We start from the raw sequence: 12685 nt of genomic DNA, 5'->3' as shown, positions 1-12685 counted from the left end.
GGCACGAGGCCCGGCTTTCACTTCATCTGGCTAAATACGTGCCGTCAGCGCTCAATGAGCGAGAGTCTTGCCCGCATCGTCGGTCGCGTCGGCCTTGGCTGCCGGAGCGTCAACCGGCTCCGTCCACTCGATCGGCTCGGGCATCCGCACCAGTGCATGGCGCAGGACTTCGCCGACGCGGCTGACCGGAATGATCTCCATTCCGCTCTTCACATTGTCCGGAATCTCCGCCAGATCCTTGGCGTTTTCTTCCGGAATCAGCACCTTCTTGATGCCGCCGCGAAGAGCCGCAAGCAGCTTTTCCTTCAGGCCGCCGATGGGCAGCACCCTGCCCCTGAGCGTGATCTCGCCGGTCATCGCCACATCGGCCTTCACCGGGATACCGGTCAGCACCGAGACGATGGCAGTCGCCATGCCCACACCAGCCGATGGGCCGTCCTTGGGGGTCGCGCCTTCCGGCACGTGGACGTGGATGTCACGCTTGTCGAACAGCGGCGGCTCGATGCCGAAATCGATGGCCCGCGAGCGAACATAGGATGCCGCCGCCGAGATCGATTCCTTCATCACGTCGCGCAGATTGCCGGTGACCGTCATCTTGCCCTTGCCGGGCATCATGACGCCTTCGATCGTCAGCAATTCGCCGCCGACCTCAGTCCAGGCAAGACCCGTAACCACACCGACCTGATCGTCCGCCTCGACCTGGCCGAACCGGAAGCGCGGCACGCCGAGGTAATCAGCCAGGTTCTCGGCAGTGACCTTCACCGACTTCTTCTTGGTCTTGATGATTTCGGTGACGGCCTTGCGCCCGAGCTTCATCAGCTCGCGCTCGAGACTGCGCACACCGGCCTCACGGCTGTAGGTCTGGATGATCGCGCGAATCGCATCCTCGCTGACCGAAAACTCCTTCGGCTGAAGCGCATGGTCGCGAACCACCTTCGGCATCAGGTGCCGCTTGGCGATTTCGACCTTCTCGTCCTCGGTGTAGCCGGCGATACGGATGATCTCCATGCGGTCCATAAGCGGCGCAGGGATGTTCAGCGTATTCGCCGTCGTCACGAACATCACGCTCGAGAGATCGTATTCGACCTCCAGATAGTGGTCCATGAAGGACGAGTTCTGCTCCGGATCGAGCACCTCGAGCAAGGCCGACGACGGATCGCCGCGGAAATCCTGGCCCATCTTGTCGATTTCATCGAGCAGGAAGAGCGGATTGGACTTCTTCGCCTTCTTCATCGACTGGATGACCTTGCCGGGCATCGAGCCGATATAGGTGCGGCGGTGACCGCGGATTTCAGCCTCGTCACGAACGCCGCCGAGCGCCATGCGCACGAATTCGCGCCCGGTCGCCTTGGCGATCGACTTGCCGAGAGAGGTCTTGCCGACGCCGGGAGGACCAACGAGGCAGAGGATCGGCCCCTTCAGCTTCTTCTGGCGGCTCTGCACGGCGAGATACTCGACGATGCGGTCCTTAACCTTGTCGAGGCCGAAGTGATCCGTATCGAGCACGTCCTGCGCGAAACCGAGATCCTGCTTGACCTTGGAGTTCTTGCCCCACGGTATCGACAGGATCCAGTCGAGATAGTTACGCACGACCGTGGATTCGGCCGACATCGGCGACATCGACTTGAGCTTCTTCAACTCGGCATCCGCCTTTTCGCGGGCCTCCTTGGAGAGTTTGGTCTTCTTGATGCGCGCCTCCAACTCGGCAACCTCGTCGCGGCCGTCTTCGCCTTCGCCGAGTTCCTTCTGGATCGCCTTCATCTGCTCATTGAGGTAGTACTCGCGCTGCGTCTTCTCCATCTGGCGCTTGACGCGCGAGCGGATGCGCTTTTCCACCTGAAGCACTGAAATTTCGGCTTCCATGAAGCCCATGGCCTTTTCAAGCCGCTCGCGCACGGAGAGCGTGCCGAGCATTTCCTGCTTCTCGGGGATCTTGATGGCGAGATGCGAAGCAACCGTATCGGCGAGCTTGGAATAGTCGTCGATCTGGCTGGCGGCGCCGACCACTTCGGGCGAAATCTTCTTGTTGAGCTTCACATAGTTCTCGAAGTCGGCAACCACCGAGCGGGCGAGCGCCTCGACCTCGATTTCTTCTTCTTCGGGCTCAACAAGTGCAACCGCCTTCGCCTCATGGAAGTCGGCACGATCGGTAAAGGAGGTGATCTGCGCGCGCGACGTACCTTCGACCAACACCTTCACCGTGCCGTCCGGCAGCTTCAGAAGCTGGAGAACGTTGGCGAGCGTGCCGACCTCATAGATCGCATCGGCTTCGGGATCGTCGTCGGCTGCATTCATCTGGGTCGCGAGCAGTATCTGCTTCTCTGCGCCCATCACCTCTTCCAGCGCCTTGATCGATTTTTCACGCCCGACGAAGAGCGGAACGATCATATGCGGAAACACCACGATGTCGCGCAGCGGGAGGACTGCGAAAACAGCGTTGCCGGAAGACCGGGATATCTTGGCCATTGTCCAACCTTTCATTTCGCGATCGCCATTGGCCAATCGCGAATCTCATATTAACGGCCACAGACCGTTCCGCCTATCCACCGTTTGGTACAGGGATTTTAGCACGGAATACAGCCCACAACCTCTCTCCGTTAGTTGGATGCGCGGCTAACAAAGATCAAGGGCAAACAACACAGCCGCATACTTCTCGTCGCACTATCCAACGTTTGCCCTATCCTCGAAACGCGAAACGGCGCCTCGCGGCGCCGTTTGCTGGATATTTTGCAGCGAAAACGCGCTTAGGCGCTGACGTTACCCTTCTTTTCCTTCTGCTCCGAATAGATGTAGAGCGGCCGGGCACTGCCGGTCACCACTTCCTCGGAGATCACAACTTCCTGAACGCCTTCCAGCGCCGGAAGCTCGAACATCGTGTCGAGCAGGATAGCTTCCATGATCGAACGCAGGCCGCGCGCGCCGGTCTTGCGCTCGATGGCGCGCTTGGCGATCGCCGAAAGCGCGTTCTCATGGAACGTCAGCTCGACATTTTCCATCTCGAACAGACGCTGATACTGCTTGACCAGCGCGTTCTTCGGCTCGGTCAGGATCTGGATCAGTGCCGGCTCGTCCAGGTCTTCCAGCGTCGCCAGAACCGGCAGACGGCCGACGAACTCAGGAATAAGACCGAACTTCAGCAGATCCTCCGGCTCGACGAGGCGGAACACCTCGCCGCTGCGGCGATCCTCCGGCGAAGCGACGATCGCGCCGAAGCCGATCGAGGTTTTTCTGCCGCGATCCGAGATAATCTTGTCGAGGCCGGCAAATGCGCCGCCGCAGATGAACAGGATGTTGGCTGTGTCGACCTGCAGGAATTCCTGCTGCGGATGCTTCCTGCCGCCCTGCGGCGGCACGGAGGCGACAGTGCCTTCCATGATCTTCAGAAGCGCCTGCTGCACGCCCTCGCCCGAAACGTCGCGGGTGATCGAGGGATTGTCGGACTTGCGGGAAATCTTGTCGATTTCATCGATATAGACGATGCCGCGCTGGGCCCGCTCGACATTGTAGTCGGCCGACTGAAGCAGCTTCAGGATGATGTTCTCGACGTCTTCACCGACATAGCCTGCCTCGGTCAGCGTCGTCGCATCAGCCATGGTGAAGGGCACGTCGATGATGCGGGCAAGCGTCTGCGCGAGCAGCGTCTTGCCGCAGCCGGTCGGGCCGATCAGAAGGATGTTCGACTTCGCCAGTTCGACATCGTTGTTCTTCGATGCGTGGGCGAGCCGCTTGTAGTGGTTGTGGACGGCCACCGACAGCACGCGCTTGGCGTAGGGCTGCCCGATCACGTAGTCGTCCAGAACCTTCAGAATTTCCTGCGGCGTCGGCACGCCTTCGCGCGACTTCACCATCGAGGTTTTGTTTTCCTCGCGGATGATGTCCATGCAAAGTTCGACGCATTCGTCGCAGATGAAAACCGTTGGGCCGGCGATCAGCTTGCGCACTTCATGCTGGCTCTTGCCGCAGAACGAGCAATAGAGCGTATTCTTGGAATCGCCGCCGCCGTTGCTGACCTTGCTCATCTTGTCCAAGTCCTTTCAGTACTGCCCGGCCGATAGACTGGCTGAACCTCTTACGCCGTTGGTCGCGGGAATCCACCGCTGCTGGCATTCCAGCATTTCCAACGTATTCCATACGAAACACAAGTCAGAAAACGTGGCAATCGATTCGCGGCGCCCCCACTGAAAGTTAAGCCGCCGAAATTCAACATAGGCTTAACGTAGGTCGTAGCTCTCGCCGAGGAAACAGCTAATTGTGACCGAAATGCCGCAAGCCGAGTCAAAAGTGTGTCATTCCCACAGTCTCGACCGGCAAAGCGTCATTTCGTCGCCGCTGGCTCCGGTGTTTCGACAACTTCACGCGAGCTGATGACCTTGTCGATCAGACCGAAATCCTTGGCCTCGTCGGCGGTCATGAAATGATCGCGATCGAGCGTCTTTTCGATCTCTTCGTAGGTTTTGCCTGTGTGCTTGACGTAAACCTCGTTGAGGCGGCGCTTCAGCTTGATGATGTCCTGGGCATGGCGCTCGATGTCCGAAGCCTGCCCCTGGAAGCCGCCTGACGGCTGGTGAACCATGATGCGGGCATTTGGCGTGGCAAAGCGCATGTCCTTGTGGCCAGCGCAAAGCAGCAGCGAGCCCATCGAAGCGGCCTGGCCGATGCAAAGCGTCGAAACGGCAGGCTTGATGAACTGCATCGTATCGTAGATCGCCATGCCGCTGGTGACCACGCCGCCCGGCGAATTGATGTAGAGATTGATCTCTTTCTTCGGGTTTTCGGCTTCGAGGAAGAGCAGCTGCGCGCAGACCAGCGTCGCCATGCCGTCTTCGACCGGACCGGTGATGAAGATGATGCGCTCCTTGAGAAGCCGCGAGAAGATGTCATAGGCGCGCTCGCCGCGATTGGTCTGTTCGACCACCATCGGAACGAGGTTCATTGCGGTTTCGACGGGGTTTCTCATTAAATGTCCCTTTGTCAGGATTTGGATTCCGGCACCGGACGGGCAGAATCTGCTATTGAATGTCTCTCGTTAAATAGGATGCCGCCTCACCATTGCGCAAGTGCGGGTTCGAATAGCTTGAAGTGCTGTCTGCAGGCATTCCGAGCTATTTTTCGAGAACTTCCTTCACGACGGTCGCCAACTGCTTCAACGAGAAGGGTTTTGGCAGGAATCCGAACTGCGCATCGGCCGGCAGATTTCGGGCAAATGCGTCCTCTGCATAGCCCGAAACGAAGATGAATTTGATATCCGGACGCAGCTTGCGCAACTCGCCAAGCAGCGTCGGACCGTCCATTTCCGGCATGACGACGTCCGAAACGACGATATCGATCTTGCCGCCAAGCTCGTGATAGACCTCCAGCGCCTCGACGCCGGATGAGGCCTCGTGCACGGTGTAGCCGCGCGAGGTCAGCGCCCGCATGCCGCCCATGCGCACCGCATCCTCGTCCTCGACCAGGAGCACGGTTGCGGAACCGGACAGATCGCGCGCGGCGTCCGATACCTTCGCGGCGGGCGCGCTTGCGGCTTCGGTCGGCTGCCCGCTTGCATCGGCCATGGGTTTCACCTCGGCGATGTGGCGCGGCAGAAAGATGCGGAAGACCGAACCCTTGCCCACTTCGGAATCGCAATAGATGAAGCCGCCGGTCTGCTTGATGATACCGTAGACCATCGACAGGCCAAGGCCGGTCCCCTTGCCGACCTCTTTGGTGGTGAAGAACGGTTCGAACACCTTCTTCAGCACGTCCGGCGCAATGCCGCTGCCGCTATCCTCGACCTCGACGACGACATAATCCGCCGGCACGAGTTCGCGGTAGGTGTAGGCTTTGCACTCTTCCGCCGTGACATTCTTCGTTCGCACGGTGAGATCGCCACCGTCCGGCATGGCATCGCGCGCATTGACGGCGAGGTTGACGACAACCTGCTCGAACTGGCCGAGATCGACCTTCACCGGCCAGAGATCGCGGCCGTGATCGACCTTGAGCTTGACCGAATTGCCGACAAGACGCGCAAGCAGCATGCGCAGATCGGCGAGCACGTCGGTCAGATTCAGCACTTCGGGCCGAAGCGTCTGCTTGCGCGAGAACGCCAGCAGCTGCCGCACCAGTGACGCGGCACGGTTGGCGTTCTGCTTGATGTTCATGATGTCGGGGAAGGACGGATCCGACGGCCGATGGTTGGTCAGCAACAGGTCCGACGCCATGATGATGGCTGTCAGCACGTTGTTGAAGTCGTGCGCGATACCGCCGGCAAGCTGGCCGACAGCCTGCATCTTCTGGCTTTGCGCCATCTGGCCCTCGAGCGCCTTCTGCTCAGTGGTTTCGACGGCATAGACGATGGCCGCTTCCTCGGCGCCCTCTCCGCCGGTACCGTCGGCAACCGCATTGACATAGAAGCGCATATGGCGCTCCTCATTGTCCGGCAGAATAGTTTCTATGGGCGATATGTCGACCTGGTGCTGTCGCGCCTTTTCAAGTGCGGCGGCCAGAGCGGGGCGATCACGTTCGTGGATCACGGTATCGAGCCGGACATGGCGGTCAACGGCATCCCGGTCGACCACGCTCGAAAACAGCGACAGGAACGGCGCATTGGTGCGCAGGATGCGGCCTTCCTGGTCGACACCGGCAATCGCCATCGGCGTCGAGTTGAAGAACCTTGTGAACCGCACCTCCGAGGCGCGCAGGTCTGCCGAAGAGTCCTCGCCCTGCATGCGGTTCAGCACGATGGTGCGCGTCGGGCCGTTCAGGCCGTCGCGGCTGGCTGAAACGCGATGCATGAAGCGCACCGGCAGCGCCTCGCCGGTGACGGTTGCCAGATCGAGATCGATCACCGCATTGCGGGTGGTGCCGGGATCGGCCTTCACCGACCGCACGAGCGCCATGCCGTCGCCGGCGACGATCTCATGCAGCGTGGTCGCGCCCGGCGTGAAGCTCGCAAGATCGATACCGAGCCATTCGGCGAGCGTAGCGTTGATATAGGTGACGCGGCCCTCCTGGTCGGCCGAGAAGAACCCAGCGGGCGCGTGATCGAGATGATCGATGGCCTTCTGCAGGTCGAGGAAGAAACGCTCCTGCTCGGCCCGTTCGGTCGAGATGTCGGACAACTGCCAGGCAAGCAACGGCTGGCGCTGGCCGGGCACCTTGAAGGTGCGTGCCCTCACCCTATACCAGCGCGCGCCAGGTTCGGCACCGGGGCGCACTGACTGCGACAGGCGAAACTCGCCATCGCCCGCCTGCCCGTCCCGCAAGCCGGAAGCCAGGCGATAGATCGTCGGCGACGCCTCGGGGATATCCGAGAGCAGGCCCTCCACCGTCTTCAGGTCGGGGGCATTTGCCGCACCCGTCATGTCGGCATAGGCACGGTTGGCGTAGACGACACGGCCCTTGGTGTCGGTGACGATAAGACCCTGCGACATGGAATCGACGAAAGCCTTCGACAGCTCGTCGGTCGTGGAGCGAGGCGCGATCTGTACGAAGCCGATGGCCGTGGCAAAGAGATAGCCAACGCCGATCATCGCCAGCACGCCGAGCATGCCCAGCAGGAAGGGATCGCCCAGACGCTCGCGGAAAATGCCGAATACGATCGCAGCACCCGTAAGCACGACGATAAAGACGATCAGGCGCGTTATCGCGCCCGGACGCGTATTCTGGTCGACGATCGGTACGGGATAAAAATCGCCGCGCATTTCCTTGGCCATACGTCCGTCTCTTGCCTGTTTTCCCCAGATTCCCCCTGCGGGCGTGGAACCGGTTGAATCACATTCTTCCCAACGCGCATAGGCCTAGCCTGAAAAAGCGCAGGGAAAAACCGGGCTCGTTGTCAGCTAGGGCATTTCGAGCGTCCAGGGCGTGAAAGGCAACTTGCGAATATTGCCGTCCACGGTCTAGTGTCGCGCGGGCGAAATGAGCTGGGGAAGTCGATGATGGAATGGTTGGATAACATTGCTGGGCCGGGATATTCGGCAGCCATCCTCTGGACCTTCGCCGCCCTCATTCTGCTCGTCATCGTCCTCATCATCATCAAGCTAGTCCGCAGCATGACGTTCGGCACATTCGTTGCCGGCGGACGCAACCGCAAGACGCGCCTGGCCGTGATGGACGCCACAGCCGTCGACAGCCATCGGCGGCTGATTCTCGTTCGCCGCGACGACATCGAGCACCTGCTTTTGATTGGCGGCCCCACCGACGTCGTCGTCGAGCGCGATATCCGGCTGACCCAGCAGCGGCGGCCCGCACTCACCGGCGACGGCGGACAGGAAGCCCCGGCAAGACCTCGCTCTTTGGAGCAGCAGGTTCCGGCCCGCCCGGCACCGCAGCCTCGCCCTCCGGAGCCCGCCCCTGCGTCTCAGCCAACGCAGATTGCGCGCGCCCAAGCGCTCGCAGCCGCTGTTCGACCCGCGCCGGCGCCTGCACCAAGACCCGCACCAGCGCCGGCGCCGACGCCGGTTGTTGCCAGAGTGGAGCCGCCACGCGTGCCGCTTTCGTCGCCCGCCCCGCGCCGCGAACCGCCCGTCCAGACTGCCTCGCGATACCAGGCTCCAGTTGCCGAGCCATCCCGCCCAGCCGTTCAGAACGATGAACTTGATGAGTCTTTGCTGAAGGAGCTTGAATTCTCGCTGGACGATGAGCCGAAGCCCGCAAGCCCCAAAGCGCCTGAAGTCTCGCTTGACGACGAAATGACGAAGCTGCTCGGCGAGCTTTCCAGCCACAAAAGATGAGCTGATCCGCAGAAAATAAAAAAGGCGGCCTGAGCCGCCTTTTTTATTTTGCTTGCCACGACGCTATCAGTCGTCGCGATAGACCTTTTCACGCCGTTCATGGCGCTCCTGCGCCTCGATCGACAAAGTGGCGATCGGGCGAGCATCCAGACGCTTGAGTGCGATCGGCTCTCCGGTCTCCTCGCAGAAACCGTAGGTGCCTTCGTCAATGCGCTGAAGTGCAGAGTCTATTTTGGAAATAAGCTTCCGCTGCCTGTCGCGCGCCCTGAGCTCGATAGCACGGTCCGTTTCGGACGAAGCGCGATCTGCAAGATCGGGGTGATTGGCGTTTTCCTGTTGAAGAATTTCGAGTGTTTCACGCGCTTCGCGCAAAATGTCATTCTTCCAGGTGACAAGTTTGAGACGGAAGTAGGCTTTCTGCCGCTCGTTCATAAACGGTTCGTCTTCCGTGGGAACGTAAGCGGCATCAACGAGTTCGTTCATTTCGACTCACCCCATTACCCGTTTTTTTGCGCCTATATATTCGCCGACCTTTAACCGCACAAGCGCAATCGACATCCCCTTCACGCAATTGTCAGTCGCAACGTCCGCCAAGTTTCGCGCCACGGAGGCTTTCCTGAAATCATGCAATTCAGACAATTGGCCTATATCAAAAGCAGTAGATCACTACTGCGACCGACCGAGAAACAACGGCTTTCTCATCATTCGGTTGCGCAATTGACCGCCCGTCGCTAAATCCTCTCCAACAATCGGCAACGCGAAAAAGCCGTTCAAGGGAGGGGTTGCGTGGCGAGCAGGCTGTATCTACTCAGGCACGCCAAAGCCGGTTGGGCCTTGCCCGGAATGCGCGATTTCGATCGCCCGCTCGATCCATCCGGCGTTGCGGACGCCGAAACGACCGGCGTGGCGATGCGTGCCCGCGACTATGTGCCGGACCTCACCCTGTGCTCCAACGCGGCACGTGCACGCCAGACGCTGGAAGGCATCGCCGGCAACGCCGACACTGGAAAAGTCCTGTTCTTCGATGATCTCTATCGCGAGGATGCAGCAGGCTACTTGAAAATCATCCGGGAAAACGGCTGCCTTGGCTCGATCCTAGTCATTGGACACAATCCCATGATGGAAGATCTCGCCATGGCGGTCGCCTCCGACGGCGAAGAAGAGGCCTGCGCCACGATGCACGCCGGTTTCCCGACCTCCGGCCTCGCCGTGATCCGCTTCGACGAAGGTCTCTGCGAGGCTGCTCCCGGCAAGGGTTTTCTCGAAGCCTTCATAACCCCGGCGGAAGCGTAACTCGTTCCAAATTCGTGCCGGCGCTTCAAATCGCGAGCGCATTGCCTATATCGGGAGGCATCCACAGACGAGGTTTGGCCTTTGGCGTCTCTGACCACTTTCACCGACGAGGCGCGAATAGCGCTGGACACGATCACGGAGCGGACCACGGGCCTGTTTGTGCCGTCTATGCGTGTGGGCGTCACCGGCCTCTCACGCGCCGGCAAGACTGTTTTCATCTCTGCCTTCGTCCACAACCTCATCCAGGGCGGACGCCTGCCGCTGTTCGAGGCGCAGAAATCCGGCCGCATCTCGCGCGCCTTCCTGGAGGAGCAGCCCGACGATGCCGTGCCGCGCTTTCAGTATGAGGATCACATTGATGCGCTGGTGAATGCACGGACGTGGCCGGATTCGACGCGCGCAATCTCGGAACTGCGGTTGACGATCGAATTTGAATCCGCCTCCGGCTGGAACCGGATGTTTTCGGCGGGGCGGCTGTCGGTCGATATCGTCGACTATCCCGGAGAATGGCTTTTGGATCTGCCGCTTCTCGGCAAATCCTACAGCGAATTCTCCCACGATGCATTCGAGATGGCCGCACTTCCGGTTCGCACCGATCTGTCGGAAGCATGGCGAAAGCTATCCGAGACGATCGACCCCAACGCCGATGCCGACGAGATGACGGCGCGAAAACTGTTCGAGAGTTTCGCGGCCTACCTGAAAGCCTGCAAGCTGGACGAACGGGCCCTGTCGACCTTGCCGCCCGGGCGGTTCCTCATGCCCGGCGACCTCGAAGGCTCGCCGGCGCTGACCTTCGCGCCCCTGCCCGGCCTCGAAAATGCTCGCCCCCGCACCGGCTCGTTACATGCCATGATGGAACGGCGCTACGAGGCTTACAAGACCCACGTCATCAAGCCGTTCTTCCGCGAACACATTGCAAGGCTCGACCGTCAGATCGTGCTCATCGACGCCATGCAGGCGCTCAATGCCGGGCCTGGCGCGATCGCCGATCTGGAGCGCGCGGTTACCGAAATCCTTGCCTGCTTTCGCCCGGGCCGCGGCAGTTTCCTGACCGACCTGTTCTCGCGGCGCATTGACCGCATCCTCGTCGCCGCCACCAAGGCGGACCACTTGCACCACGAAAGCCATGATCGGCTTCAGGCAATCGTGCGCCGCCTCACGGAGCGTGCCGTCGCGCGCGCCAATCTGTCGGGCGCCGACGTGGATGTTCTGGCCATGGCGGCAGTGCGGGCGACGCGCGAAGGCACCGTCAAGCAAGGCCGGGAAACGCTTCCGGTCATCATCGGCACGCCGCTGGAAGGCGAAACCATCGGCGGCGAGACATTCGACGGCAAGACCGAAACAGCCATATTTCCCGGTGACTTGCCGGCAAAAGCGGATTCAGTTTTTGAAGTCGGCGGCGCCAGTGGATATCCGACCAACGGCGACCCCACCATCCGCTTCGTGCGCTTCCGCCCACCGAAGCTGGAAAAGACTGCCGAGGGCGTCACCCTGTCGTTGCCGCATATACGGCTGGACCGGGCGCTGCAGTTCCTGATCGGAGATCATCTCGCATGAATGCGCCCCGAAAGCCGGCCGCCTTCCGCATCGAGCCGGAAGCAGCCGAAGAGAAGACGGCTCCCGTCTCGAAACGCACGGCCACAGAAGCACCGCGCAAACCCCGCGCGTTGAAAACGGACGTGGCAATCGTCACGCCCGCAGAGATCGACGTCTTCGATGAGCCCGACATCATTGCGAGCGAACCGCCGCCGGCATCCGCGCCAAGGCGTCACTCGAAACTCGCCTCGATCTTCCTCGGCGCGCTGGGGATACTGGTTTCGCTCGCCGTCGGCCTGTGGACGGACCAGCTTATCCGCGACCTGTTCGAGCGCGCCGAATGGTTGGGCTGGCTTGCGGCAGCCGTGGCGGTTATCGCCGCGCTCGCACTCGTCGTTATCCTTCTGCGGGAAATGCTGGCGCTTCGGCGCCTTGCATCGGTGCAAAAGCTGCAAACCAAGGCGCTGGATGCCGTTGCCCGCGACGATCCAAAGGCTGCGCGGGCGGTAGTCGAGGAACTTTCCGCCTTCGTGGCCGGCAAGCCCGATACGGCAGCCGGCCGGCGCACGCTTGCCGAACTGCGCGACGAGATCATCGACGGCGCCAATTTGGTGAAGCTTGCCGAAACCGAAATCCTGAGCCCGCTCGACGCCCGCGCCAAGGTGCTGATCCTGGATGCGGCCAAGCGCGTGTCACTGGTGACCGCCGTCAGCCCGCGCGCGCTGGTCGACGTTGCCTATGTCGTCTTCGAGGCAGGCCGGCTCATCCGGCGCTTGTCGGAGCTTTATGGCGGCAGGCCCGGAACGCTTGGCTTCTTTCGCCTTGCCCGCAGCGTGCTGGCTCATCTGGCCGTTACCGGCTCTATCGCCGTCGGCGACAGTTTCGTGCAGCAGATCGTCGGCCACGGCCTGGCAGCGCGGCTTTCGGCCAAGCTGGGCGAAGGCGTGGTCAACGGCATGATGACCGCGCGAATCGGCATCGCCGCGATGGAAACGGCCCGGCCCCTGCCCTTCATCGCGCAAAAGCGGCCGGGCATGGGTGACTTCCTATCCGCACTGACCTCCTTTGCGACCAAAAAACAAACGGAAAAAACGCCTGCGCAAGATTGATCAAGCACTTCGAAATTGACCTGAAAGCGATTGCGT

At 61.0% G+C, this 12685-nt stretch carries 9 protein-coding genes; 4 read left to right on the top strand and 5 right to left on the bottom strand.

Annotated elements, in window-relative coordinates; genetic code table 11:
- Positions 1 to 51: 51 nt before the first annotated feature.
- The 4 genes from lon to cckA form a co-directional block, all read right to left on the bottom strand.
- On the bottom strand, positions 52 to 2466 hold the full coding sequence (lon, locus tag G6N74_RS00870) for an endopeptidase La (protein WP_165113297.1): 2415 nt from the start codon (positions 2464 to 2466) through the stop codon (positions 52 to 54).
- 278 nt (positions 2467 to 2744) lie between these two features.
- Complete coding sequence (clpX, locus tag G6N74_RS00865; RefSeq protein WP_091912880.1) at positions 2745 to 4019, bottom strand: ATP-dependent Clp protease ATP-binding subunit ClpX; 1275 nt, start codon at positions 4017 to 4019, stop codon at positions 2745 to 2747.
- A 296-nt stretch (positions 4020 to 4315) separates the two neighbouring features.
- The gene (gene clpP / locus G6N74_RS00860; protein ID WP_165113295.1) at positions 4316 to 4957 is read right to left on the bottom strand and encodes an ATP-dependent Clp endopeptidase proteolytic subunit ClpP; all 642 of its coding nucleotides are present in this window, start codon (positions 4955 to 4957) and stop codon (positions 4316 to 4318) included.
- A gap of 145 nt (positions 4958 to 5102) precedes the next feature.
- Positions 5103 to 7691 carry a cell cycle histidine kinase CckA gene (gene cckA, locus G6N74_RS00855; RefSeq protein WP_165113293.1) on the bottom strand — a complete coding sequence of 863 codons (2589 nt, stop codon included), beginning with the start codon at positions 7689 to 7691 and terminating at the stop codon, positions 5103 to 5105.
- Positions 7692 to 7916: 225 nt separating this feature from the next.
- Here cckA and G6N74_RS00850 point away from each other — a divergent pair, with 225 nt between their 5' ends.
- The gene (locus G6N74_RS00850; protein ID WP_165113290.1) at positions 7917 to 8711 is read left to right on the top strand and encodes a flagellar biosynthetic protein FliO; all 795 of its coding nucleotides are present in this window, start codon (positions 7917 to 7919) and stop codon (positions 8709 to 8711) included.
- A gap of 66 nt (positions 8712 to 8777) precedes the next feature.
- Here the strand turns inward: G6N74_RS00850 and dksA are convergent, their stop codons facing one another.
- Complete coding sequence (dksA, locus tag G6N74_RS00845) at positions 8778 to 9194, bottom strand: RNA polymerase-binding protein DksA (RefSeq protein ID WP_091912705.1); 417 nt, start codon at positions 9192 to 9194, stop codon at positions 8778 to 8780.
- Positions 9195 to 9497: 303 nt separating this feature from the next.
- Here dksA and G6N74_RS00840 point away from each other — a divergent pair, with 303 nt between their 5' ends.
- From G6N74_RS00840 to G6N74_RS00830, 3 genes are all read left to right on the top strand, one after another.
- Complete coding sequence (locus G6N74_RS00840) at positions 9498 to 10004, top strand: SixA phosphatase family protein (RefSeq protein WP_165113288.1); 507 nt, start codon at positions 9498 to 9500, stop codon at positions 10002 to 10004.
- Positions 10005 to 10085: 81 nt separating this feature from the next.
- On the top strand, positions 10086 to 11561 hold the full coding sequence (locus tag G6N74_RS00835) for a YcjX family GTP-binding protein (RefSeq protein ID WP_165113286.1): 1476 nt from the start codon (positions 10086 to 10088) through the stop codon (positions 11559 to 11561).
- Positions 11558 to 12649 carry a YcjF family protein gene (locus G6N74_RS00830; protein WP_165113284.1) on the top strand — a complete coding sequence of 364 codons (1092 nt, stop codon included), beginning with the start codon at positions 11558 to 11560 and terminating at the stop codon, positions 12647 to 12649. The genes G6N74_RS00835 and G6N74_RS00830 overlap by 4 nt, the downstream gene beginning before the upstream one ends.
- Positions 12650 to 12685: the final 36 nt, after the last annotated feature.

The organism is Mesorhizobium zhangyense, assembly GCF_011045115.1.
Lineage (GTDB): Bacteria > Pseudomonadota > Alphaproteobacteria > Rhizobiales > Rhizobiaceae > Mesorhizobium_M > Mesorhizobium_M zhangyense.
The sequence above is the reverse complement of the archived record's forward strand: the minus strand, read 5'-3'. Positions and strand labels throughout refer to the sequence as shown.